The organism is Pontibacter harenae (genome assembly GCF_020907245.1).
Taxonomy (GTDB): domain Bacteria; phylum Bacteroidota; class Bacteroidia; order Cytophagales; family Hymenobacteraceae; genus Pontibacter; species Pontibacter harenae.
In genome coordinates this window covers 122478-146772 of the sequence record NZ_JAJJWH010000001.1, presented here as the reverse complement: position 1 = coordinate 146772, position 24295 = coordinate 122478, and the positions used below count along the sequence as shown (strand labels likewise).

The following is a 24295-nucleotide window of genomic DNA, read 5'->3' as shown; positions in this document are numbered from 1 at the left end:
TAAATATAAGTATGACCCTATACTTAGTTTTCTGCTTTTCGGTTGTGCTATAGTTTACAGGAAAATTACATCTTTCACCACCTCCGTGCCAGCCTCACGGTTTAGCAATTCTATCACTTTGGATTTAGACATGTTCAGCTCGTGCTTGAGTGGAGCAGAGGTGAGCCGCACGAACAGTTTATGGTCTTTAAAGTATAGCTGCTGCGTTTTAATAGCAATTGGCTTGCCCATAATCCTTTCCCAGCTTTGCACAATATTTACCTCGCTCAGTTTGCCATCCAAATGGTACGCCTGCAGCAAGGCTTTTATACTTTCACCGATCGGTTGTGTATCGGCCTTGCGTTTGTCAATCGCCTCTTTCTTCTTATAATAGCGCACAGGGGAGTTTAATTTTGAATAACTGAATTTTGAATGACTGAATAAGGCAAAGATAGGGGATGTATTGTTAATCTTCGGTTTCCAGTGCTTTTATTACGGTTGTCTTCAATGGTAATAAATAGCGTTTTAGAATTGCCCAAACAATGGTGTTATCCATACTATCATAAGCATGAATCAATCTGTTGCGGAAGCCCACTATTTGCCGTGCATTGTCAAGAATTGTGTGTTGGCTCAATTTGTCAAATCGGTTTACGGCTTCGCCTATAATGCTTAGCTGCCTTTCAACAGCGCTTTGCGTCTTGATGTCCTGAACGTAAGATTCGCAAGTAGGTGTATCCTGAACAAAAAGCTCAATCTTCCTGACCGTTTTAATATATCAGACAAGTACTTTTTTCTCCTGATCCGTCATAAACAAGTACTTTTGTTTCGTCTATTGATTTTCGTAAGAAAGGATTTTTGATAGATGATTCTGTTAGCAGGTCTACCTTTCGTTGAAACAAAGCTTCCAGTGCATCCCAAAGAGACATCAACTTTTCGCCTCTTTCCACAGGATCAGGCGCGTCAATATCAACTAATAAATCAATATCGCTCGTGTCATAGTTGAACCTCTCTGTAACAGAAGACCCAAATGCATAAATATACTTTACCCAGTGGCTTCTGCAAAGTTCCAGAAAGCGCTTTTGGTTGGCTTTTATCTCTTCCTGTATGGTCATGGGGTTGATAAGAAAGGTTGATCAGTTATTGTTATACGTTAGTTATAGTTGCGCTTGTTGGTAGAAGTAGAACAAAAGTAGACTTTCATACCAAAGCAGTCTCACACGGCTTCTCGATGTTTAAAAGTGATTAATTTCCTGCTATTTTTAAAACGGCCACTACCATATTTTAGCTACTAAAATATTAAAAAGTAATTAGACAACTACCCAATTACCTTCACCGCTCCTTCCTTCACATCAAACCTAAGGATACTCTCCGAAAGTCCTTCCAAAATTTTATCTGTCCGCTCTAAATGCGTGTCAGTCAGGAAAATTTGGCCGAAGGTGTGGGCGGCAACCATTTCCATGAGTTTGGTGATGCGCTTTTCATCCAGGCGGTCGAAGATGTCGTCGAGGAGAAGGAGGGGCTTGTGCTGCTGTCTGTCGGCCATAATCTCGAAGTGCGCCAGTTTTAGGGCAATCACATAGCTTTTCTGCTGCCCCTGCGAGCCAAAGTTCTTTATAGGGTTTCCGTCCATCAAAAAAACAAAGTCGTCTTTGTGCGGACCTACCGTAGTGCGTTGCAGCGCTAGGTCTTTTCGCTCCGCCTGCTGTAGTTGGTGGGCAAAATCCGAGCCTAATAATTGGCTTTTATAGGTAAGCGTAACGTTTTCGCTACTGTCGGAAATGTGGCGGTAGTGCTTCTGAAACAGCGGAATAAACTCATCCAAGAATGCCTGCCGCTCCTGCGCCAGCTGCACCCCATACGGCACCAACTGCTCGGTAAGTATAGCCAGGTAATCGCGGTCGAAGTAGTTGCGATCGGCAAATTGCTTTAATAGCGAGTTGCGCTGCTTCAGAATGTAGTTGTACTGAATCAGCTGCTCCAGGTAGTGGTGGTTCAGCTGCGACATGAGGCTGTCAAAATATTTGCGGCGTTCTTCGCTACCCTCCCGAATCAGGTCGGTATCGTAAGGCGAAATAAGCACCACAGGAAAGCGGCCGATGTGGTCGCTGATCTTATCATAGATGGCTTTGTTGTGGGTAACGGTTTTTTTCTGCCCCTGCTTTAGGCTTACCTGTACCGTGTGCTTTTCCTCCTCCACTAGGAAACGCCCCTTCACCATAAAAAAATCTTCGCCTTGTTTTATGTTCTGTACATCAGAACCCATAAAAGCGCTTTTCGTGATAGAAAGGTAATGTATAGCGTCCAGCAGGTTAGTTTTGCCGCTTCCGTTGTTGCCGATAAAGCAATTTATATGCGAAGAGAAACTAAGCGAGGCTTCGTCGTAGTTCTTGAAAAAGAGCAAACTGAGATTTTCGAGGAGCATTAGTTTCTACTTTGATTTCTTTTTCCTTAATTTCGCATGCTAAACCCGCGAAAGGCTTTCAAAGCTACTGCTTTTAGGCTGTTAAACCTGCCGAAAATGCTAAACGGGTAATTTTTAACATAAAGACATTTACCAATGGCTGATACGAAAGATAAGGCACAAGCAAAGAAGCCTGCAAAGGCAAAGGTACAGGCTGAACCAAAATTTTCAAAAGAGACCTATATGTGGTGGTATGAGTCGATGAAACTTATGCGCCGTTTCGAGGAGAAGACAGGTCAGTTATACGGGCAGCAGAAAATCAAAGGCTTTTGCCATTTATACATCGGCCAGGAGGCAAGTGCGGCAGGTGCCGTTAGCGCGCTAACCAAAGACGATAAGTGGATAACAGCTTACCGCGACCACGCACACCCGCTGGCATTAGGCACTAGCCCGAATGCCATTATGGCCGAGATGTTCGCAAAAGCTACTGGATGCTCTAAAGGCAAAGGTGGTTCTATGCACATCTTCGATAAAGAAGTAAATTTTGTGGGTGGCCACGGTATTGTGGGCGCTCAGGTGCCAATAGGCGCTGGTATCGCGTTTGCTGAGAAGTATAACAAAACCGGCAACGTTTGTATTTGCTATATGGGCGATGGTGCTGTGCGCCAGGGAGCTTTCCACGAGGCCCTGAACATGGCCCAGACCTGGAAGCTGCCAGTTATCTTCGTAATTGAGAACAACGGCTACGCCATGGGTACTTCTGTGCAGCGTACTTCTAACGTAACGGAGCTTTACAAACTAGGGTCGGCTTACGATATGCCATCTGAGCCAGTAGAAGCCATGAGTGTAGAGAATGTACACGAAGCAGTGGCAAGAGCTGCTGAGCGTGCCCGTGCGGGTGAAGGGCCAACTTTGCTCGAGTTCAGGACTTACCGCTACAAAGGCCACTCTATGTCTGACCCTGCCAAGTATAGAACCAAAGTAGAATTAGAAGAATATAAGAGCCGCGACTCTATAGAAGCTGTAAGAGCAACTATTCTGCTAAATGAATGGGCGACAGAAGAAGAGCTTGACGCGATAGACGAAAAGATTAAAGAGCAGGTGGCTGAATCTGTGCAATTTGCCGAGGACTCTCCGTATCCAGACCCGAAAGAGCTTTACACAGATATTTACGTTGAAAGCGATTACCCTTATATTTTAGACTAATTTTATAGCAAGATTAAAAATTAGGAATTAAAATAGGTAAGTTGGTTGTTCATCAGTTAATTACCGAAAAAGGGAATCATTTTTAATACTAATTTTGAATTTCTAATTCAATTTATACTAATGGCAAAAGAAACAGTAAAGAAACACAATGATTTTGAGGAGCTGGTAGAGAACCCAGATGTGTTGGCAGATCGCCTTACAACGGGTTCTGAGGACTTTGTGAAGAAAAACAAAGCCACGCTGCTCGGTGTGTTTATCGCGATTGCCGCTCTTATTGTAGGAGGTTTCCTCTATTACAACTACCGAAGCACTCAGAACCAGGAGGCGCAGGAAGCCATGTTTCAGGCTGTATATTATTTCGAGTCTGACTCTCTTGACAAAGCTTTGAACGGCGATGGCCAGTACGATGGTTTGCTTTCGATTGCTGATGAGTATAGCGGAACAGATGCTGGCAACCTGGCTAATTTTTATGCTGGTGTGGCTTTACTGAAACAAGGACAATTTGCCGAGGCTTACAATCACCTGGAGGATTTCAGCTCTGATGATTACCTTTTGCAGGCCCGCGCTTATAGCCTGATGGGCGATGCGCAGTTAGAGCAAGGTAAAAACCAGGAGGCTGCTAACCTGTATACGAAAGCTGCTAACCACAATGCAAACCCGTTCTTCTCACCACAGTACCTGATGAAGGCTGGTATAGCATACGAGGCTGGCAACGATTACAGCGGAGCAGTAAAAGCATACGACAAAATCATCTCTGACTTTGTTGCTTCTGCCGAAGTGGCTGATGCCAGAAAGTATAAAGCACGTGCCGAAGCTTTGGCTGGAGGCACTAACTAAGATTTAAAAGGCTTCTGCCTGCTTATAAAAGCACCTTTGCCCTCTGGCAAAGGTGCTTTCTTTTTTACGTATACTTTATTTATACTTTACCTGTGCTTAGTTTTGCCTTTGAAGTATAAATATTGCTGTAGATGCCTGTTAGCCGTAAAAGCTTGTTCAGCACATCAGCTCATGAAATAAATTAGTACATTAAAAACAGCACATAAACTATGGCTACTGCTCTAAAGAACCTGAACGATTATAATAAAGAAAACTTCTCCGACATTTCTGAAAAGAAATTCGGTATTGTGCAAGCCGAGTGGCACAGCGATATAACCGATGTGCTTTGCCAGGGAGCTATTGACACACTTCTGGAGCACGGAGCGCAGAAAGAGAATATCTTCCGCAACATGGTGCCTGGTAGCTTTGAGTTAACATTAGGAGCACAGCTATTGGCGCAGCAGGAAGAAATAGATGCCGTAATTTGCATAGGCGTAGTGATAAAAGGAGATACGAAGCACGACGACTATATAAACAATGCTGTAGCCAACGGGTTAACCACTGTCTCTCTGAAGTATAACAAACCTGTTTCTTTTGGCCTTGTAACCACCAACAACCTGGAGCAGGCACTGGACAGAGCAGGTGGCAAACACGGTAACAAAGGCATAGAAGCCGCTGCCGCCGCTATTCAGATGCTATCTTTTTAATATTTCGAATCAGGATTCACAGGATTAAAAGATTTTCAGGATGTAGCGAACAACTGAAAATCTGGAAAAAAGCAGGCCAGCTATACTTATAAATATGTAAGTATAGCTGGCCTGTCTGTTCCTGCATTTCTAGTTTCTGACTTAGCGCAACATTAAAAGCTGTACCCAACAGTTAACCCAGGTCTGATGCGGAAACCGCTGCCGAGAATATCTAGCCAGCCTGTGTCGAAGTCTTGTTCTGTGCCTGTGTTCACTTGTAAGCTACCTCCGTTGTAGCCTCCCCCCAAGAAAATATCAAGCGCAATGTGGTTGTTAAATATCCACTGGTTACCGATGGCAACACCTGCTCCAATAGGTTTATAAGTGGCAGTATACTCCTTATCTGCGGATTCATCCTGTACCGTTAGTTTAAAGTTCTGGATGCGGCTATAACCAGCTACATAAGGTCCTGCTGGCGCTTCCTTATTTTCAGATAAATAATAACGTACCTCAGGCGTAAAGCCGTAGCCTTTAAAATTTACATCCGAAATAGAGGCACCAGTTACAAAAGCACCTATTTGCCCGCTGATACGTGGCGAAAAAGCATGTTCTATAAAGCCTGACCCAGTTAATACAAAGGGGCTTAGCACATTTACTTTTATAACTGTATTAGGTGTGTTAGAAGCTGCCTGAGAGCGTTGCGGGGCACGTCTGGGCGCACGATATTGCGCGGTAGCTTCCTGTGCCAATCCTGCTCCTAAGAGCACTGCTGCTATACAAGTAAAAAATAGTTTCTTCATAAGTATGCTGTTCGTTAGTAAGAACCAATTTGGTCTTGTGCTACTATAGCAACATCTGTTCCAGAAATCGGTTGCCTCATTTTCAAACATTTAGCACATGTTAAGAAACTATAAAATATGGCAAAATTACAGGCGACAGTAGTGAAGTATAAATAATACTTATATTTTTGCACGAAAATTAGCTAAACATGTTTGGAGTAAAGCATATTAGCCAGAGCCACTTAAGAGAATTGCAGCAATGTAAACTAAAGTGAGTTAATGGCTGTTATGCGGCAAAGAACTTCTAGTAAAGCCAAAGAATTGACTTACCTGCTGAAGGGTATCAAAAGATAAAGTTCTATAACAACATAATGAGCACAAACGAAGAAAAACAGCGTTACTCTAAAGAGGATCTAGCAGAGTTCGAAACCATCATTCAGGAGAAACTCACGAATGCAAGAAAGGAAGTAGTCTTTATTAAAGAGACCCTGAGCCGCAAAAACGATTCTGGTACCGATAATACGGCTTCTCCTACAAAAGTGTTGGAAGATGGTGCTGATACGGCAGAAAAGGAAAGCCTTAATCAGTTAGCTTCGCGCCAGATGAAGTTCATCCAGCAGCTAGAAAATGCTTTGATCCGCATTAAAAATGGCACCTATGGCGTTTGTATCGTAACAGGCAAGCTTATCCCGAAAGAGAGATTGCGTGCCGTGCCGCATACACAGCATACCATAGAGGCTAAATTGCAGCGTAACGACTAAGCGTAAACACCAGATTACATTTACCACTTGAATATACTCCAAAATCATATTCAGGCACTCGTTTTTTGTGCCCAATCGCCTATTAGTATAGAAGAAATTCAGCGCTGCTTGCAAGAGTCGCTGGAGATGGAAGTGCTTGTAAGCGATGTGTTGGAAGCAGTTGAAGGAATAAACGAGCAATTAAGGGAACAGCATTTCGCATTCCAGATCTACGCGATCGGGGGCGGCTACCAATTCCTGACCAAGCCCGAGTACCAGGATTCTGTTAGTACCTATCTTAAGCACAAGTCCAAGAAAAAACTGTCAGCGTCTTCGTTGGAGACGCTGGCAATTATTGCCTATAAGCAGCCTATTACCAGATCGCAGGTAGAGCAGATACGTGGGGTGGGCTGCGACTACGCCATTCAGAAACTCCTGGAAAAAGAGCTGCTGGAAATAAAGGGCAAAGCTGAAACAATTGGCCGCCCCGTGCTCTACGGCACCTCTCAGAAGTTTATGGATTACTTTGGCATCAACCACATCAAAGACCTTCCGCAGCTAAAAGATTTCGCCTCAGAAGAAAACGTGATAGGCGAAACAGCTGATTAAAGTTACGGCAAATCAGACATTAGAAGTTAAAAGCTATCTATGAGATGAATAAGAGGCCATTCATCTCATAGATAAGGCTTATTCTAAAGTTTATTTTGATTCGGCACCAGCATCCCTTAGCTAAACTTTATAGTATACATTACAATAACATTGCAATACTGCACATACAAGGTACAGTAGAGATACTGCATCATTAACATTAACATAATGGCAAGAGATAACGAAAGACCTGACCGCGATAGCGAAGGAACAGGTAGAAGAGGCTCAGACAGAAGCTCGTCTGACAGACCAAACAACGACAGGGGAGAAAAGAAAATTTTTAATAGAAGAGATAAAGCCGAAGGAAGAGAGGGCGGTGAACGCCGTAGCTTCGGAGGCGAAAAACGTTCTTTCGGAGGCGATAGAAGAGAGGGTGGTGAAAAACGCTCATTTGGCTCTGACAGAAGAGAAAGTGGCGAAAGACGCTCTTTTAATTCGGATCGTAGAGAGGGCGGAGAGCGTCGTTCGTTCGGTGGCGACCGCAGAGAAGGCGGAGAAAAAAGAAGCTTTAACAGTGACCGACCAAACCGTGAAGGTAGAGAAGGAGGCGAGCGCAGGTCTTTTGGCGGTGACCGTAGAGAGGGCGGCGAAAGACGCAGCTTCGGTGGAGACCGTGAAAACCGTTCTTTCACACCAAGACGCGAAGAAGGCGACAGAAAACCTTTTAACAGAGATCGTAGAGAAGATGGCGGCGAACATCGTTCTTTCAACACTGACAGAAGAGAGGGTGGCGACAGAAAACCATATGGTGACCGCCGTGAAGGAGGCGAAAAACGCAACTTCGGAAATGACCGTTCAAAGCGTCCTGAACGCGAGGGCGGCGAAGAGCGTCATTCTTTTAATTCTGAAAGAGGAGACAACCGTTTTGGTTCTGACCGCAGGGATGATAGAAGAGAAAGCGGCGAACGCCGTAGCTTCGGAGGTGAAAAACGTTCTTTTGGAAACGATAGAAGAGAAGACGGCGAAAGACGCTCTTTCAATTCAGATCGTAGAGAGGGCGGAGAGCGCCGTTCGTTCGGCGGCGACCGCAGAGAAGGTGGCGAGAGAAAAAGCTTCGGCGGCGACCGTGAAAAGCGCAGCTTTAGCCCGAAACGCGAAGAAGGCGACAAAAAGTCGTTCGGCAGTGGCGACCGCAGAGGCCGTTTCAACGACGGCGAACGTACTCAGGAGGCTCCAAGCTATAACCTGAGCCGCTACGACAACAATCCTCGCATTAAAAAATCAAACATAAAAGATAAAGATGATGACGGTACAATCCGCCTGAATCGATATATAGCCAATGCAGGTGTTTGTTCCAGAAGAGAGGCTGATAGCTTAATCGAATCTGGTGAAATAAAAGTAAACGGTGAGGTAATTACGGAAATGGGCTATAAGGTAAAGCCTTCAGACACCATCCAGTATGGTAAAAAAATACTGAACCGCGAAAAGCTGGTGTACGTGTTACTGAACAAGCCAAAAGATTTCATTACCACGACAGAAGATCCAGAAGGAAGAAAGACAGTAATGAGCCTGGTGGAGAAAGCTTCTAGTGAGCGTATTTTCCCAGTTGGCCGCCTGGACCGCAATACTACAGGTTTACTGCTATTTACCAACGATGGCGAACTGGCGCAAAAGCTAACGCATCCGTCTAACGATGTGCGAAAGATTTATCAGGTAGAGCTTGATAAGCCGATCACGAAGGAAGACTTTGCCAAAGTAGCAGAAGGTGTGGAACTGGAGGATGGTAAAGCAGAAGTAGATGACGTGGCCATGCTGGGTGATACGAAGAAATTTTTGGGACTGGAAATCCACATTGGCCGTAACCGCATTGTGCGCCGCATTTTTGAGCACCTGGGCTACGAAGTGGTAACTCTGGACCGCGTACAGTACGCTGGCTTAACCAAAAAAGACCTTCCTCGTGGTAACTGGCGTTACCTAACCGAGAAAGAAGTTGTACGCCTGAAGTACTTCATGTAAGCATACATGCGCAATTTGGTTGTAGACATAGGCAACACAGGCACGAAGTATGGTGTCTTTGAAAATAGCCAGCTGGTAAAGCAAGGTTATTTTGAAGCGAAAAGCCAGTTGCCAGAAGTAGTGGCAAACTCTACTTTTGACAATGCTATAGTTGCCTCAGTAGCCAAAGAAACGCAAAATATAAGGCAAGAGCTGTCTGTGCGGGGTAAGTTGTTAGAGCTTACACCACAGGCAGCTTTGCCTATTAATATTCTTTACAAAACCCCCGAAACCTTAGGGGTAGACAGAATTGCAGGAGCAGTAGGAGCTAAATTTCTTTTCCCGCAGCGCAACTGCCTGGTAATAGACGCTGGCACCTGCATCACCTACGATTTCACCGATAACCAGGGGCAGTACCACGGTGGAGGTATTTCGCCAGGCATCAACATGAAATTCAAAGCCCTGCATACTTTTACAGGGCGCCTGCCGTTAGTACAGCAAACCTCAGAGCATTTTCCTTTGACAGGCCAAACCACTCAAGAATCTATACTAAGCGGTGTGTTAGCTGGAACTTGTGCCGAGGTAAACGGCATCATTCAAGCTTACGAGCAAAAGTCAGAAGATTTGCTTGTTATACTTTGCGGAGGCGATGCAGGATTTTTTGAAACTAACTTAAAAGGACGCATCTTTGTGATTCCCGAGTTAGTTTTATTGGGGCTTCACAGAATATTGATACATAATGCATAAAACATTTCGTGTGCTGATTTGTGCTGTATTGCTAGGCTTTACACATAGCTTACAGGCACAAAACATAGGTAACACACCTTATTCCCGCTACGGTTTGGGCGAGTTAAATACAAACCTCGGCACTATACGCAATGCAGGTATGGCAGGTGTGGGAATAAGTGCAGCGAATAGCTTTCAGCCAAATACTGCAAACCCAGCCTTGCTGTATTATAATAGCATAACTGTATTCGATGTAGGTATTGGGGGGCAGTTTAAAAGCCTAAGCGATGGCAATACGTCGCAGTTGGACGGTAACGCTAACATAAACCTCTTAACGATAGGTGTGCCATTATCAAAACGTTGGAGCACAGCCTTAAGCCTACGCCCTTACAGCTCTGTTGATTATCAGATTAATACTGTAGCTCCGCTTGTCAGTAATCCAAATGCTACTGTAAACGAGCAGTACTCAGGAGAGGGCGGTATTTCCGAATTGTACTTCGGGCACGGATTCAGAATAGTGAACGGACTTACCATAGGTGCCAGTGCATCTTACTTGTTTGGTACTATTGCAAAAGAATCTTCTTCACTTGTTCGGGATGAGACGCTGTCAGGTATAAACGAAGAGCGTGTAGTCTACAGTGAGCGCACTCGTTACAGTGGTTTGTTGTTTAGAGGAGGCGCAAACTATAGGCAGAAGCTAAAAGACAAGCTGTTTGTTAGTGCAGCAGGCCTTTACAGTTTAGAGGCTGACCTTAATGCAAAGCAAAAGTCGTCGTACGAGCGTAGGACTGTTTATGAAAGCGTACTCGCAGAAAATATTTTGCCAGACTCCTCTGAAACAACTCTTCAGTTACCAGCTAGCTTACGTGCTGGTATTAGCATAGATAACGGTTCTAACTTAACGGTTGGGGCAGAGTTCCATAGCCAGCAATGGTCACAGTTCAGGAGCTACAGCGGAGAGCAGGAGCTAGCTGACAGTTACCGTGTGGCTTTGGGCGGTGAGTATACGCCAAATGCAACATCTGTAAACAATTACTTTGCGCGTGTTACTTACAGAGGAGGACTTTACTATAGCAATACGCAGTACCAGATAGGAAACGAGCAGGTAAAAGATAAGGGGGCAACTATAGGATTTTCTTTCCCAATCGGTCGCTCATCTCTTTACGAAATGTATAACCTGAACACATCTTTTGCCTTCGGAAACAGAGGCACTACTGATAATGGTTTGATTTCTGAGAACTACTTGCAGTTTAATGTTGGCTTTACAGTTAACAGCAGGTGGTTTATCAAGCGTAGAATTGAATAAGTACTAAACTTATTTTACAAAAAAGAAAAGCCGTTGAAAAGCGGCTTTTTTTATGGCTCAATAGTTGGATAGGGAACAGAAACTTATAAATTTCTCTTGTATCTATTAATTTTACATTCTATTAAAATATCTATGCATATGCGCAAAGCATGGGTGCCAGTGCTTTTAACTATTTTAGCTGTTGTTGGCTTTGGTTGTAATAAAGATCTAAAGGACCCTGATAGCGAACTAAAATATTCAGGGCCGCTTATAGAAAACAAAAATGTTACAACCCTCTACAGCGACTCGGCTAAGGTGCTTGTAAAGCTGGAGGCTCCTGTGCAGCAGGAATTTGATGATGGAAACAGCGTTTATCCTGATGGCCTGTATGTAGAGTTTTACGAGCAGAAGCCAGGAGAGATTTCGTCTACCCTACGAGCAAATTACGGCAAGCAGGAGCGTAACAAGAGCCTGTACTTAGCCAGAGGCAACGTGGTGGTAGAAAATATCATTAAAAAAGAGAAGCTGGAGACCGAAGAGTTGTATTGGGACCAAAGAAAGGGCGATATTTATACCGATAAGTTTGTGAAAATCACAACCCCAGAAAGGATACTAATGGGCAATGGCCTCAAGGCAAAGCAGGACTTTTCTGATTATGTAATACTCAACCCGACTGGTACATTCGATTTAAAGCAACAATGAACCAAAGTTTAGTTAATACAATTTTATTATCATTGGCCTTCGTGGCGATGGTTATTGGTGTACATCAAAGTATAACTGGGGCAGGAGTTGCTGAGAACTACTGGATATTTATGATTGGCCTCGCATTTTATATAATTTATGGTTACCGCAAAAAGAATAAAAAGGCTTAACCAAATTATTTAAGTGTTCAGGTGACTGGCTCCATTAGAGTCATAAATGGAGCATTTAATACTGTGTGGCTACTAAAAGGAAGTAGTCAAGAAACAATGGAAATCGCTCTAAAGCCCTTTTGTAATATTATCATTTGTAAATGGTAGAACCCAATCAGCTTATTCTACTTCTTGTAGCTTTGTTACTTTCTGCGTTTTTCTCTGGTGTAGAGGTAGCGTTTATGACAGCGAACAAACTACAAATTGAGCTGGATGAAAAAAACGGACAGTTGTCAGGACGCATATTGTGGCACTTGCTGCAGCGGCCAGCGCGCCTGATGGGCACCACGCTTATAGGCAACACTATTGCGCTGGTATTATATGGCTTTGTGATAGCTGGCGTGCTGAACAACCTGCTGTATAGCTATTTGCCAGATCCGTTACAAATAACTGCCCTTATTCTAGTGCTACAGGTAATGCTGGCCACAGTAGTCGTGCTTCTTACGGCTGAGTTCCTTCCTAAAAGTCTGTTTGTTATAAACCCCAACTTTATGTTGCAGGCACTTGCAGTGCCTATCCTTTTCTTTTATTACCTGCTGTACCCCGTGGTGTTCCTAATTGTGGGCATGAGCAAATTGGTGGCAGAAAAGTTTTTCAAAATCGAGTTTTCAGAAGATAAACCCGTTTTCGGAAATACAGACCTAGATGCCTACATCAAGAACAGACTATATAAGCCTAGCCCAAACAATAGTGCCCCTGAAGTAGATTCTGATATCTTCCATAACGCGTTAGAGTTTAAGAACGTGCGGGTGCGGGAGTGTATGGTGCCACGCACCGAGATTGAGGCAGTAGAAGTGAACGACTCTATCGAAAAGCTGAGGCAGACATTTATAGATACAGGCCACTCAAAGCTGCTTGTCTACAAAAACAACATTGACAACATTATTGGGTATTGCCACCAAATGGCTATGTTTAAGCAGCCAAAAAGCTTGAGCGATGTTATAGCGCCAGTAAGCGTAGTGCCTGAAAGTATGCTGGCTAGCGAACTGTTTGTGCATTTCGTGACGGAGCACCGAACAATGGCGGTAGTGGTAGATGAGTTTGGCGGTACGGCAGGAATAGTTACAGTAGAAGATATCATAGAAGAAATTTTTGGGGATATACAGGACGAGTACGATGACGGAGACAAACTGCTGGAGCAGGTGTTTCCAGAAAAGAACATGTACCTGCTTAGTGCTCGCCTCGAAATAGATTACCTGAACGAGAAGTATGAGCTTGAATTGCCAAAAGGAGATTATGAAACCCTTGGAGGCCTGATCTTCTCGGTACTAGGGGAGATTCCTTTTCCAGGAGAAATCATTGAATTCGAACCTTTTACCATCGCAGTTTTGTCTATGGATGAGAACCGAATCAATTCTGTGAAGCTTATAAAGCGCTCAGATTTACAGACAGATGCAGGTTCTTAAGCATCATTTTATAAAATTTTGAATTTTAGCTCGATTAACCTTATTTTGCACATCCTTTTATAAGTTGTATAACAAATGGCATTAATTAACAAGATTAGAGAAAAGTCTGGTTGGGCAGTTGGCGCTATAGCCATCGGGCTTGGTGTTTTTGTGGTAGGCGGCGATTTGCTGGGCCCTAACTCAAGACTTTTAGGTAACAATGCAACCACTGTGGGCGAAATAGCTGGCGAAGAAATAGAGTATCAGGAATTTGACCTGGTATACCAGCAGCTAAGAGCAAACTATGAGAACCAATCAGGACGTGCTGCAACAGAAAATGAACTGGCTATGCTGCGCGAACAGGCTTGGAACCAACTAATCTATAAAATTGCGCTTCAGAAGGAGTACGACCGTTTAGGTATAGAAGTAACGGAAGAAGAGCTTGCCGACATGGTACAGGGTAATAACATTCACCCTTCTGTAAGACAGGCTTTCACAAACCCGCAGACAGGTGAGTTTGATCGTAACCAGGTCGTTCAGTATCTGCAGAACTTAGACCAGATGGGCCCTGAGTCACGACCTATGTGGGTTAATTTCGAGCAAGGACTGGCAGCAGAGAGAGCACAAACAAAGTACTCTAACCTGCTTTCTAAATCTGTGTACATAACAGATGCAGAGGCCAAAAACCATTACTACGCGCAGAACTCTTCTGCAAGCCTGAGGGTGCTTTATGTCCCTTACGGAACTGTATCTGATTCTACTGTGCAGGTTACAGATGCGCAACTGAGAGACTACTTTGAGCGCCACAAAGCCCTTTACAAGGTAGAAGAAGGTCGCTCTATACAATATGTTACTATTCCTGTTACAGCTTCTGGAGAAGACAGCACGTATTATCAGCAGGATGTTGAAAGCTTGACACAGCAGTTTGCTGCAGCATCTAACGATTCTGCTTTTGTAAATGCTAACTCAGATGTGCCTTATGATGGAACATATGCTCATCCAGGGGAGTTGCCTTCGCAACTGACGGATCAACTGCCATTAGAAGAGGGCAAAGTATATGGTCCTTTCACAAACAACAACTCTATGGCACTACACAAAGTAGTGGACGTTAGAGAAGGTGATGTAGCTGCAGCCAAAGCAAGCCATATCCTGTTTAAACCAGAAGGAGATTCTCCTGAAGCAAAAGCAGCAGCTCTTGCTAGAGCAAACGAAGTGTTGGCCCAGCTGAAAGGTGGTGCCGATTTTGCTCAGATGGCTGCGCAACATGGTACCGACGGAACTGCTTCTGTAGGCGGTAACTTAGGTTGGTTCCAGGAAGGCCGTATGGTGGCACCGTTTGATAAAGCTGTTTTTGGGGCTTCTTCTACTGGCTTGTTGCCAAACCCTGTAGAGACGGAGTATGGTTACCACATCATCAAAATTACAGCTCCTAAAACAAAGCAACAGTTTAAAATTGCTTCTTTAGAGCGAACACTAGAGCCAAGCGATGCAACTCGTGATGCTGCCTATGCAGTAGCTGACGAACTTTCTGGTACTAGCGAAAACTTGAAAGAGTTCGACGAAAATGTGGCTGCAAATAAATCTCTTGTTAAAGAAGAGGCTGTTAACATCGGAAAGAACAACATTTTAGTAAATAACCTGACAACTGCCAGAGAGCTAGTTCGCTGGACTTATGCAAAAGATACGGAAGTTGGTGATGTATCTCCTGTATTTGAAATAAATGATCAGTTTGTGGTAGCGGTACTTACAGGTAAGCGTGAGAAAGGCTATGCTGATATTGAGAGTGTAAGAGAAGAACTTACTGCTGCCGTTCGTGATGAGCTGAAAGCAGAGCAGATCATTAACAAACTGAAAGGTGCTACAGGCACTTTAGATCAGATAGCTGCTAGCTACGGCGCAGATGCTATTGTTAGATCAGTTGATAATATCTCTTTAACCAATGGTTCTATCGATGGTTTAGGTTTTGAGCCAAAGGTTGTAGGCAGAGCGTTCGGATTGAAAGAAGGTTCTCGTTCAGCACCAATTGATGGACAGGGTGGCGTAGCTATTGTAGAGCTGCAGAGCCTGAACAAAGCTGCAGAACCAACTAGCCTTGTATCTGTAAAAGAGCAACTGCGCAACATGCGTAGCAGCCAAGCGGAAAGCAACGCTTTCGAAGCAATTAAAGAAAAAGCTGAAATTAAAGATAACCGCGTAAGGTTCTTTTAATCTAAGCCAGCAAAAACAAAAAAGGCGCTACCTAAAGCAGGTAGCGCCTTTTTTGTTTTTGAAAGTTTAGTGCGGCTAAGTTGCTATCGGTACCCATCTTCCTGCTATAGCCTTAACAGCAGGAAGATGTGGGCGTTAGCATAATTTATTTATCTTAAGGGTAAATATAAACTTTGGCTAAGCGAACGTTGTATAGTATGTATGAATATGTTTAAGAGAGCCACATACTTAATTCTTGTGTTATTGGTGCTGGTAGTATCTACTGGTATGGCCCAAACGCAAGATTTGCAGTTGGCACGAGAATACCTTTCTAAAGGAGATTATACGAAAGCAGAGGCTATCTACAGCAAGCTTATCGATGATCAGCGCCTCTTTCATGTTGTTTATCCTGATTATCTGAAAACGCTACTGGCACAGCAGAATTACAAGGAGGCGGAAAAGCTGGTGAAAAAAACAACGAAGCGTTTTCCGGATGTAGTTGCCTATAGCATTGATCTTGGTACTGTGTATCATGCATCAGGCGACAAAGCCTCGGCAGAAAAGTATTATGAGAAACTTATTGAGCAGGTGCAGCCCAAGGATGTCTTTGCAGTGTCTAATGCCTTTATCCAGCATGAGCTTTACGATTTTGCCGAGAAAACTTACCTGAGGGGCAGAACCAAGAGCAGCAATCCGCAGGAATATAACCGTCAGTTAATAGCGCTTTATACCTATACCCGCAAAAGTGAGAAGCTGATACCAGAAGCCATAAATCTGGTGCAAGAGGAGGAAAAGGAGCTGGGGTATGTCAGGAACATGCTGCAAAACAGCCTGCGGGAAGAAAAGGACCTGGATATGCTGGAGAAGGAGCTGATTGTGCGGGTACAACAGCACCCTGATAAAATAGCTATAAATGAGTTGCTGATCTGGCTCTATACTCAACGCAAGGATTTTTACAGTGCACTAATTCAGGCCCGTTCTGTAGACAAACGAGTGCGCAGCGGCGGTGCGCGTGTAATGGAGTTAGGAACAATCAGTGCCAAAAACAAGAACTACGAAGGAGCTATTGAGGCTTTCGAATATGTGGTAAGTGAGTATCCAGAGGGCCCTTACTACTTGGTAGCGCGACATCGGTTAATAAATGCACGTGAAGAACAGGTACAGAACACCTTTCCAGTAGATAAAGAAAAGATTCGTGCGCTTATAGCCGACTACGAAACGCTGACAACAGAGGTAGGAAAAAATGCGCAAACTGTTGAAGCTTTACAACATATGGCTGGCCTTTATGCCTTTTACCTTGATGAAAAAGATAAGGCCATAGATTTGCTGCAGGAGGCTATCAATGTACCTCGAGCAAATGCAGACCTTGTAGCAGAATGTAAACTAACGTTAGGTGACATCTACCTGCTAAAGGAAGAGCCGTGGGAGAGTACGCTCTTATACTCTCAGGTAGAAAAGTCGCATAAAGAAACCCATATAGGCCACGATGCCAAGCTGCGAAATGCCCGCCTTAACTACTATAAGGGAGACTTCGAACTAGCCCAGGCACATCTCGATATTCTGAAACTGGCTACTAGCCGCGAAATAGCGAACGATGCTATGGATCTGAGCCTGCTGATTACGGACAACACAGGTTTGGATACCTCTACAACGGCTATGGCAGAATTTGCAGCCTTAGAGTTGCTGGTTTTTCAGAATAAGATGCAGGAGGCGCTGACTGGCTTAGATGCTATGCTAAAAAAATACCCAGGCCATAGCCTTACTGATGAGATATACTACCAGAAAGCAAACCTATTAGAGCGTAAAGGTGATTTTCGGGAAGCTATAACCAATCTGGAAAAGATTGTGAGCAACCCTCAGTTCGATATTCTGAGCGATGATGCCTTGTACAGAATGGCTTTTATATATGAAGAGAGCCTGGATGATAAGGAAAAAGCGATGCAACTGTACAACGACCTACTGGTGAAACACCAAGGAAGTATTTATGTAGCCGATGCACGCAAGCGTTTCAGAAAACTGCGGGGAGACTCACTTGCAAATTAGCGTAGTAGCGCTAAAAAAATAGGAACAGGATCAGGAGAAAAACGATGAAGAACCCGTACATCAGCAGGTCCAGCGAATAATTCTTGTACTTGTCGAAAATTTCTTTTAAACGTTTCACTCTTAGTTGTATAGCTGATAACCTGCGCATTGCAAAGGTAAGAAACTTAGCTGAGAGTGGCACAGTGCGGTGCAGGCGCAGACTATAAATCCTGTACAATTGTGTACCTTTGCAAAAAGGTACGAGTTTAAGTATATGGAGAAACGGTGGGTATTTAAGCAGGATGCACCTGAGGAAGTTGTTGCAAATCTGTCGGAGGAGTTAAAGATTAGTCCAACGCTTGCCAATATTTTGTGCCAACGCGGCATCTGCTCTTTTCAAGATGCAAAATCCTTTTTTCGCCCTGCTCTAGATGACCTGCACGACCCCTTTCTTATGAAGGACATGGACCGTGCCGTTAACCGTTTATCAGAAGCCCTTCATACTTCCGAAAAAATATTGGTTTATGGCGATTATGATGTAGACGGCACTACTTCTGTGGCGCTTATGTACAGCTTTCTGCGCCAGTATACGCACCAGGTTGAGTTCTACATACCTGACCGTTATAAAGAAGGCTACGGTGTATCGCAGCAGGGCATAGACTGGGCTGCAGAGCATGGCTATACCTTAATCATTAGCTTAGACTGTGGCATAAAGTCAGCTGATAAAGTAGCTTATGCCTCTAGCTTAGGTATAGATTTCATTATCTGCGACCACCATTTGCCAGATGAGGATATACCACAGGCTGTAGCCGTACTAGACCCGAAACAAGTAGACTGCCCCTATCCTTACAAGGAGCTTTCTGGCTGTGGCGTTGGCTTTAAGCTTATTCAAGCCTTCTGCATTCAGAATAACATAGAAATGGAAGCTGTGTACCAGCTCCTCGATGTACTGGTGGTAAGTATAGCCTCCGACATTGTGCCCATAACAGGGGAAAACCGAGTGCTGGCTTACTACGGCTTGTTGCGCCTGAATAACCCACAGGCTTCTCGGCCTGGTTTAGATGCCCTGAAAGAACTGGCTAATATCACCAGCGACATGGATATAACCAGCATCGTGTTCGGCTTTGCCCCACGCATAAACGCAGCTGGGCGTATGGGCGATGCAAAGCGGGCTGTGAGCATGCTATTGGCGCAGACAAAGGAACAGGCTTTTCAGATGGCCGATGTTATAAACGAGTCTAATAAGGCTCGCCGTACCAAAGATACAGACATCACCAGAGAAGCCCTGCAAATGATTGAAGAGGATGACTTCCTGCGCATAGCTAATTCGACAGTATTGTATAAAGAGAGCTGGCATAAAGGGGTTATTGGTATTGTAGCTTCACGCTGCATCGAAAAATACTACAGACCTACCATCATCCTGACGCATTCGAATGGCAAAGCATCTGGTTCGGCGCGTTCTGTACATGGCTTTAATGTGCACAGCGCCATAGAGAGTTGTGCCGATCTGCTGGATCAGTTTGGAGGGCACATGTATGCAGCAGGTCTAACCCTGCCAATAGAGAATATTCCTGCCTTTAGAGAGCGTTTTGAGCAGATAGTAGCCAATACCATTACAGAAGAGCAGAAGATCCCACAGATAGAAATAGACGCCAAAATTAACCTGAACCAGATTACACGCAACTTCTATAACATCTTAAGCCAAATGGAGCCTTTTGGCCCAGGAAATATGCGCCCAGTGTTTATGTCGGAGTGCGTTTATGATACAGGAAGTGTGCGTGTTGTAGGAGACTCCCATCTGAAGCTGCGCCTGACCCAAGACGGTTATGCTACGATAGATGCCATCGGTTTTGGCCTAAGCGATCACTACAACGCTATTTCAAAAGGAATACCCTTCAATGTCTGTTATACAATAGAAGAAAACATATACCGCGGTAATGTTTCGTTACAACTACGTATAAAAGACATCAGGCTGCAGTAGTAGCTGTTGTAGGTCATACGATTTAAGCTACTACAAGTCACAAAGCTTTTGTCTAAGCATAACCACTCTCGCGCGCTGCACTAGAGAACAATCAACAAAAATGATTAACGGTTTTAAGGTAGCGGGTGCTTGTGCTTGAGCTGTGCCAGAGGGTTAATGTAAGGTTCGCTCGGTTCTGGAACGCACATGCCCGCAAGTGTCTCCATATCACCTACAAAGAAATTCATATCGACGGCAGATTTAATTCCTGATATCCTACCACTGTCGGTATACTGCCAAAACATCCACTTATCTGTATGGTGCGTTTCAGGTTCTACAGGGCTGTAGCGGGCAATCCAAAAATGGTAATCCTGAAAATGCCCTTTTAGCCAGCGGCGGTAATAATTCTGATTGGTATAGATGATGGGTTTGATGCCGTAATGCTGCTCAACTGCTTGTAGCCAGGTGTGCATTTTCTGGCGTAGCGCCTCAGCACTCACATTCTTATCCCATACTTCAATATCCAAAACAGGCGGTAAGTCGCCAGGCTCCAGGCGAACAGTATTGATGAACATATCAATCTGGCCTTCTATAGGTGCTTCAGGTATAAAAAAATGATACGCGCCGCGCTTAATGCCTACGCGCTTCGTTTCACTCCAGTTAGTGTCGAAGTAAGGGTCTAATCTAAAATCGGCTTGGGTGGCTTTTACAAAAGCAAAAGTAATTTCCGATTCCTTTACGAGTGGCCAATTCACCTCTTTCTGCCACCTCGATACATCTACCCCTTTTAAGGTAGTTGTTGTAGCCTTTGTACTGGCAGGGGTGGTCGGATCGTTAGTATTACCTGTATTACCCGGAAATGTAGCAGAAATATTAACTACCCCCACAGATAGCAATAAACCAGTACAAAACAGCTTTTGGCAAGCTGACGCGAGTATAGAAAAAGCCATAGAAATAAAAAGTTGGAATATGGAGTATCAAGCTATTAACTAAGAAGTTAAAAAGCAAGTTTCAAAGAGCAGGTTTATAGATATTGTTTAATTATTTCAAATGAACGAAGTGCTTTTACCACCCTCATACTATAGAGCACCTGCAGCCCGTTGCAGGGTGTGGCATTAATGTTTAACTTTAGCACGATGATACTGAGAGCAGACAACTTATTTAAAAAGTATAAGTCGCGCATGGTCGTGAACGACGTGAGCGTAGAGGTGAATCAAGGAGAGATTGTAGGGTTGCTGGGGCCAAACGGTGCTGGTAAAACAACATCTTTCTACATGATTGTAGGCTTAGTGAAGCCAAACAGAGGCAAGATTTTCCTTGATTCTGAGGATATAACTGACCTGCCTATGTACAAGCGGGCCACACGCGGAGTGGGGTATCTGGCGCAGGAGGCTTCCGTTTTCAGGCAGCTTACAGTAGAGGAGAACATTATGGCCGTGCTCGAAATGACAAAAAAGCCCAAGCAGGAGCAACGTGAAAAAGTAGAGGAGTTGCTGGAGGAGTTCTCGCTGACGCACGTGCGCAAAAACAAGGGTATTGTGCTGTCAGGAGGGGAGCGCCGTCGTACCGAAATTGCCCGTGCTCTGGCCGTAGATCCTAAATTCGTGCTGCTCGATGAACCCTTTGCTGGTGTAGACCCGATTGCCGTGGAAGAGATTCAGACGATAGTTGCCAAGCTAAAAAGCAAAAATATTGGTATCCTCATCACCGACCACAACGTAAACGAGACACTTTCTATTACCGACCGTGCCTATCTGCTGTTTGAAGGAAGAATACTAAAGGCTGGTACTGCCGAAGAACTGGCTGCCGATGAGCAAGTGCGCCGTGTGTACTTAGGCAAGCACTTCGAGCTGAAGCGAAAAGTCTGATAGTCAGTTGTTAATGGTGTTTCAGCTAACATTGCAGAAGGCTTTGGCCGTTATGGAAAGAAGGAGAAAGTATAGCTTTTGAGTTTACCCGACGTTTTGGTCATGAGTGCTTAGGCTGGAACGAGAAGTTCAGCACCAGGAAGCTACTAGTACTGTGAAGGGTATAACTACTTTTTCTTTATGCTGTAAAAGTTGCCCAAAATGCTGAACGGCAAAAAAAGGCAATTAATTTAAATCTACAGAAGTAGATTTCCATCAACTAACTATTAACAACAAGCAACCAACTTTGGAAATAATAAACTCAATAGTAACGTGGGTAATGAAGAAGCGGATTCATGACATAGATCTGTTTCGGAAGTACCCGCATGAAGTACAGGAGGAGCTTTTCCGTAACCTGGTTAGCACCGCTAAACATACGGAATGGGGTAAGAAGTATGGCTATAGCGACATCAAATCTGTAAAGGAGTTTCAGGAGCGCGTGCCAATCAGCACCTACGAAGATCTGTTTCCCTACATAGATCGTGTGATGAAGGGCGAGCAAAACCTTCTGTGGCCAAGTACCATCGAATGGTTTGCCAAATCGTCGGGTACTACCAATGCCCGCAGCAAGTTTATACCCGTCAGCCCTGAGTCTTTGGAAGACTGCCACTACAAAGGGGGCAAAGACATGTTGTCTATCTACGTAAACCTGTACCCCGACACAAAGCTTTTTACAGGCAAAGGTTTGTCGATAGGTGGCAGCCATCACCCAAGCGAACATAACTCCAAAATATCTTGTGGCGACGTATCTGCCGTAATCATGCAAAACCTGCCAGTTTGGGCAGAGGCCATGCGAACACCACCGCTAAAGGTGGCACTAATGGATAAGTGGGAGGAGAAGATAGAGAAGATGGTGGAGGTAACAGTACTAGAGAATGTAACCAGCCTGAGTGGTGTGCCTACTTGGACTTACGTGTTGCTAAAGCGTATTCTGGAAGTTACGGGTAAGCAGAACATACTGGAGGTGTGGCCTAACCTGGAGCTGTTTACACACGGTGCCGTCGCATTTGGGCCTTACCGTCAGCTGTTTCGGGATATCATTCCTACAAACAACATGCATTACCTTGAAGTATATAATGCTTCTGAGGGCTTTTTTGGCATACAAGACCAACGTGGTACAGAAGATGAAATGCTGTTGATGCTGGACTATGGCGTTTACTATGAGTTTATACCCATGGATCAGTTTGAGGAGGAGCAGCCACAAACCCTTACACTGGACCAAGTGGAGTTGGGCAAGAACTACGCGTTGGTAATATCTACCAATGCTGGTCTGTGGCGCTATAAAATTGGCGATACAATTCGTTTTACCAGCATAAGCCCTTACCGCATCAAAATTTCTGGGCGCACCAAACACTTCATTAATGCTTTTGGCGAAGAAGTGATAGTGGAAAACGCAGAGGTGGCAGTAACGAAAGCCTGTGAAGAGACAGGCGCTGTAATTTCTAATTTCACGGCGGCACCGATTTACATAGAGAGCGAAAAGCGCGGTGGGCACGAATGGCTTATCGAATTTGAGAAACAACCAGATAATTTGGAACGGTTTACTCAGGTGTTAGATGATACATTACGTGAGGTAAACTCAGACTACGATGCCAAGCGCCAGAAAGACATAGCACTGTTGCAACCTGTTGTGCATGCTGTTCCACAAGGAACCTTTATGAACTGGCTCAGCAAGAAAGGCAAGTTGGGGGGGCAAAATAAGATACCTAGGCTATCGAACACCAGAGAGTACCTGGAGGAGATTATGGAAGTGAACGGGCTTTAGTTTCTTTAACCGTAGATAGGCCTTGTCATCTAACAAATAAACTCGCTAAAAAGGCCACTCTAACAATTAAGAGTTGCTAGAGTGGCCTTAAATATGGGTTGCAGTGCTCTTTACTCGAGAAAGCTACTAAAAGTGCCGCCTTCTTTCTTTGCGTTCTCCCCGCGGGGCATCAATGCTTCAATTAGTTTCTTCACAGGCATAGACTGTAGCCATACTCTGCCTGTGCCGCGAAGCGTGGCCAGGAAAATTCCTTCGCCACCGAATATCATGGATTTTAAGCCGCCAGCGCGTGCAATGCTAAAGTCTATTCCTTCTTCAAAAGCAACCACACAGCCTGTATCTACTCTTAACGTTTGGTTGTTAAGCTGCTTTTCTACCACAGTGCCGCCTGCATGCACAAAAGCCAATCCGTCGCCTTGCATGCGCTGCAGTATAAACCCTTCGCCACCAAAAAAGCCAGAACCTAAGCGTTGGTTAAAGTGCACGCTTAACTTGGTACCCAAAGCAGCTGCCAAAAAAGCATCTTTTTGCGTAATAAGGCTATTGTTACGCATGCCGCTTAAATCTACAGGTAAAATAGTACCAGGGTAAGGCGCAGAAAATGCCACACGGCTCTTGCCATAGCCACGGTGCGTGAAGTGCGTCATAAACAACGATTCTCCAGTGATGAGGCGGCTACCTACCGAAACAAGTTTGCCAAAAAAGCCTTGGCTTGGGTTAGAGCCATCACCCATTTTGGCTTCAAAATCGATGCCTTCTTCCATGTATACCATGGCACCAGCTTCGGCAATGACAGTCTCGTTTGGGTCTAGCTCAATTTCAAGGACTTGTATGTCGTTGCCGAAAATCTTGTAATCTACTTCGTGTGAGTTTCTCATAGTCTTTTGGTCTGGTTGTTATAGAAGCAAGATAGTTTTTAATCTTATTTATGCAAAAGAAGAAACCTCCGCTTCACTC

At 44.4% G+C, this 24295-nt stretch carries 22 protein-coding genes; 15 read left to right on the top strand and 7 right to left on the bottom strand.

What is annotated here, in order from left to right:
• Window positions 1-54: 54 nt before the first annotated feature.
• The 4 genes from LN893_RS00650 to recF all read right to left on the bottom strand — a co-directional run bounded on the left by LN893_RS00650 (window position 55) and on the right by recF (window position 2401).
• Window positions 55-378: a DciA family protein gene (locus LN893_RS00650; RefSeq protein ID WP_229967264.1), complete on the bottom strand. Its 324-nt coding sequence runs from the start codon at window positions 376-378 to the stop codon at window positions 55-57.
• 67 nt (window positions 379-445) lie between these two features.
• Window positions 446-733 carry a HepT-like ribonuclease domain-containing protein gene (locus tag LN893_RS20640; protein WP_369427646.1) on the bottom strand — a complete coding sequence of 96 codons (288 nt, stop codon included), beginning with the start codon at window positions 731-733 and terminating at the stop codon, window positions 446-448.
• Window positions 734-746: 13 nt separating this feature from the next.
• Window positions 747-1091 (bottom strand): nucleotidyltransferase family protein, encoded by a 345-nt coding sequence (locus tag LN893_RS00645; protein WP_229967262.1) that lies wholly within the window; start codon window positions 1089-1091, stop codon window positions 747-749.
• A gap of 203 nt (window positions 1092-1294) precedes the next feature.
• Window positions 1295-2401, bottom strand: a complete 1107-nt coding sequence (recF, locus tag LN893_RS00640) for a DNA replication/repair protein RecF (RefSeq protein ID WP_229967260.1) — start codon at window positions 2399-2401, stop codon at window positions 1295-1297.
• Between the two features lie 135 nt (window positions 2402-2536).
• Between recF and pdhA the strand changes: the two genes are divergently transcribed.
• The 3 genes from pdhA to ribH all read left to right on the top strand — a co-directional run bounded on the left by pdhA (window position 2537) and on the right by ribH (window position 5109).
• Window positions 2537-3586, top strand: coding sequence for a pyruvate dehydrogenase (acetyl-transferring) E1 component subunit alpha (pdhA, locus tag LN893_RS00635; protein ID WP_229967258.1), 1050 nt, complete (start codon window positions 2537-2539; stop codon window positions 3584-3586).
• 120 nt (window positions 3587-3706) lie between these two features.
• Window positions 3707-4423 carry a tetratricopeptide repeat protein gene (locus tag LN893_RS00630; protein ID WP_229967256.1) on the top strand — a complete coding sequence of 239 codons (717 nt, stop codon included), beginning with the start codon at window positions 3707-3709 and terminating at the stop codon, window positions 4421-4423.
• Window positions 4424-4632: 209 nt separating this feature from the next.
• Window positions 4633-5109: a 6,7-dimethyl-8-ribityllumazine synthase gene (ribH, locus tag LN893_RS00625; RefSeq protein ID WP_229967254.1), complete on the top strand. Its 477-nt coding sequence runs from the start codon at window positions 4633-4635 to the stop codon at window positions 5107-5109.
• Between the two features lie 152 nt (window positions 5110-5261).
• Here the strand turns inward: ribH and LN893_RS00620 are convergent, their stop codons facing one another.
• Window positions 5262-5888, bottom strand: coding sequence for a DUF3575 domain-containing protein (locus tag LN893_RS00620; protein WP_229967252.1), 627 nt, complete (start codon window positions 5886-5888; stop codon window positions 5262-5264).
• 350 nt (window positions 5889-6238) lie between these two features.
• On the opposite strand from LN893_RS00620, the gene LN893_RS00615 reads away from it, so the two are divergent.
• The 10 genes from LN893_RS00615 (at window position 6239) to recJ (ending at window position 19687) form a co-directional block, all read left to right on the top strand.
• On the top strand, window positions 6239-6628 hold the full coding sequence (locus LN893_RS00615; RefSeq protein WP_229967250.1) for a TraR/DksA family transcriptional regulator: 390 nt from the start codon (window positions 6239-6241) through the stop codon (window positions 6626-6628).
• A gap of 27 nt (window positions 6629-6655) precedes the next feature.
• Window positions 6656-7216: an SMC-Scp complex subunit ScpB gene (scpB, locus tag LN893_RS00610; protein ID WP_229967248.1), complete on the top strand. Its 561-nt coding sequence runs from the start codon at window positions 6656-6658 to the stop codon at window positions 7214-7216.
• Window positions 7217-7423: 207 nt separating this feature from the next.
• The gene (locus tag LN893_RS20635) at window positions 7424-9211 is read left to right on the top strand and encodes a pseudouridine synthase (protein ID WP_304621755.1); all 1788 of its coding nucleotides are present in this window, start codon (window positions 7424-7426) and stop codon (window positions 9209-9211) included.
• Window positions 9212-9217: 6 nt separating this feature from the next.
• Window positions 9218-9937, top strand: a complete 720-nt coding sequence (locus LN893_RS00600) for a type III pantothenate kinase (protein WP_229967246.1) — start codon at window positions 9218-9220, stop codon at window positions 9935-9937.
• Window positions 9930-11222, top strand: a complete 1293-nt coding sequence (gene bamG, locus LN893_RS00595) for a BamG family beta-barrel-assembly machinery protein (protein ID WP_229967228.1) — start codon at window positions 9930-9932, stop codon at window positions 11220-11222. The genes LN893_RS00600 and bamG overlap by 8 nt, the downstream gene beginning before the upstream one ends.
• A gap of 138 nt (window positions 11223-11360) precedes the next feature.
• Window positions 11361-11903 carry an LPS export ABC transporter periplasmic protein LptC gene (gene lptC, locus LN893_RS00590; protein ID WP_229967226.1) on the top strand — a complete coding sequence of 181 codons (543 nt, stop codon included), beginning with the start codon at window positions 11361-11363 and terminating at the stop codon, window positions 11901-11903.
• A gap of 310 nt (window positions 11904-12213) precedes the next feature.
• Window positions 12214-13518 (top strand): hemolysin family protein, encoded by a 1305-nt coding sequence (locus tag LN893_RS00585; protein WP_229967225.1) that lies wholly within the window; start codon window positions 12214-12216, stop codon window positions 13516-13518.
• 75 nt (window positions 13519-13593) lie between these two features.
• Window positions 13594-15705 (top strand): peptidylprolyl isomerase, encoded by a 2112-nt coding sequence (locus tag LN893_RS00580; RefSeq protein WP_229967223.1) that lies wholly within the window; start codon window positions 13594-13596, stop codon window positions 15703-15705.
• A gap of 207 nt (window positions 15706-15912) precedes the next feature.
• A complete protein-coding gene (locus LN893_RS00575; RefSeq protein ID WP_229967222.1) occupies window positions 15913-17727 on the top strand; it encodes a tetratricopeptide repeat protein in 1815 nt (604 codons plus the stop codon).
• A gap of 253 nt (window positions 17728-17980) precedes the next feature.
• Window positions 17981-19687: a single-stranded-DNA-specific exonuclease RecJ gene (recJ, locus tag LN893_RS00570; protein ID WP_229967219.1), complete on the top strand. Its 1707-nt coding sequence runs from the start codon at window positions 17981-17983 to the stop codon at window positions 19685-19687.
• A gap of 113 nt (window positions 19688-19800) precedes the next feature.
• Here recJ and LN893_RS00565 read toward each other — a convergent pair whose 3' ends face one another.
• Window positions 19801-20553, bottom strand: a complete 753-nt coding sequence (locus tag LN893_RS00565; RefSeq protein WP_229967217.1) for a glycoside hydrolase family 25 protein — start codon at window positions 20551-20553, stop codon at window positions 19801-19803.
• A gap of 249 nt (window positions 20554-20802) precedes the next feature.
• Here LN893_RS00565 and lptB point away from each other — a divergent pair, with 249 nt between their 5' ends.
• Together lptB and LN893_RS00555 are read left to right on the top strand one after the other, a co-directional pair.
• Complete coding sequence (gene lptB / locus LN893_RS00560; protein WP_229967214.1) at window positions 20803-21534, top strand: LPS export ABC transporter ATP-binding protein; 732 nt, start codon at window positions 20803-20805, stop codon at window positions 21532-21534.
• A 286-nt stretch (window positions 21535-21820) separates the two neighbouring features.
• Window positions 21821-23338 (top strand): GH3 auxin-responsive promoter family protein, encoded by a 1518-nt coding sequence (locus LN893_RS00555; protein WP_500797089.1) that lies wholly within the window; start codon window positions 21821-21823, stop codon window positions 23336-23338.
• 110 nt (window positions 23339-23448) lie between these two features.
• Here LN893_RS00555 and LN893_RS00550 read toward each other — a convergent pair whose 3' ends face one another.
• A complete protein-coding gene (locus tag LN893_RS00550; protein WP_229967210.1) occupies window positions 23449-24216 on the bottom strand; it encodes a TIGR00266 family protein in 768 nt (255 codons plus the stop codon).
• Window positions 24217-24295 lie beyond the last annotated feature (79 nt).

What these genes read in the sequence shown, in the direction of transcription:
- LN893_RS00645 (WP_229967262.1), bottom strand. Translation starts at nt 1,091, where the DNA reads ATGACCATACAGGAAGAGATAAAAGCCAACCAAAAGCGCTTTCTGGAA.
- recF (WP_229967260.1), bottom strand. Translation starts at nt 2,401, where the DNA reads ATGCTCCTCGAAAATCTCAGTTTGCTCTTTTTCAAGAACTACGACGAA.
- pdhA (WP_229967258.1), top strand. Translation starts at nt 2,537, where the DNA reads ATGGCTGATACGAAAGATAAGGCACAAGCAAAGAAGCCTGCAAAGGCA.
- LN893_RS00630 (WP_229967256.1), top strand. Translation starts at nt 3,707, where the DNA reads ATGGCAAAAGAAACAGTAAAGAAACACAATGATTTTGAGGAGCTGGTA.
- ribH (WP_229967254.1), top strand. Translation starts at nt 4,633, where the DNA reads ATGGCTACTGCTCTAAAGAACCTGAACGATTATAATAAAGAAAACTTC.
- LN893_RS00620 (WP_229967252.1), bottom strand. Translation starts at nt 5,888, where the DNA reads ATGAAGAAACTATTTTTTACTTGTATAGCAGCAGTGCTCTTAGGAGCA.
- LN893_RS00615 (WP_229967250.1), top strand. Translation starts at nt 6,239, where the DNA reads ATGAGCACAAACGAAGAAAAACAGCGTTACTCTAAAGAGGATCTAGCA.
- LN893_RS20635 (WP_304621755.1), top strand. Translation starts at nt 7,424, where the DNA reads ATGGCAAGAGATAACGAAAGACCTGACCGCGATAGCGAAGGAACAGGT.
- LN893_RS00600 (WP_229967246.1), top strand. Translation starts at nt 9,218, where the DNA reads ATGCGCAATTTGGTTGTAGACATAGGCAACACAGGCACGAAGTATGGT.
- bamG (WP_229967228.1), top strand. Translation starts at nt 9,930, where the DNA reads ATGCATAAAACATTTCGTGTGCTGATTTGTGCTGTATTGCTAGGCTTT.
- lptC (WP_229967226.1), top strand. Translation starts at nt 11,361, where the DNA reads ATGCGCAAAGCATGGGTGCCAGTGCTTTTAACTATTTTAGCTGTTGTT.
- LN893_RS00585 (WP_229967225.1), top strand. Translation starts at nt 12,214, where the DNA reads ATGGTAGAACCCAATCAGCTTATTCTACTTCTTGTAGCTTTGTTACTT.
- LN893_RS00580 (WP_229967223.1), top strand. Translation starts at nt 13,594, where the DNA reads ATGGCATTAATTAACAAGATTAGAGAAAAGTCTGGTTGGGCAGTTGGC.
- LN893_RS00575 (WP_229967222.1), top strand. Translation starts at nt 15,913, where the DNA reads ATGTTTAAGAGAGCCACATACTTAATTCTTGTGTTATTGGTGCTGGTA.
- recJ (WP_229967219.1), top strand. Translation starts at nt 17,981, where the DNA reads ATGGAGAAACGGTGGGTATTTAAGCAGGATGCACCTGAGGAAGTTGTT.
- lptB (WP_229967214.1), top strand. Translation starts at nt 20,803, where the DNA reads ATGATACTGAGAGCAGACAACTTATTTAAAAAGTATAAGTCGCGCATG.
- LN893_RS00550 (WP_229967210.1), bottom strand. Translation starts at nt 24,216, where the DNA reads ATGAGAAACTCACACGAAGTAGATTACAAGATTTTCGGCAACGACATA.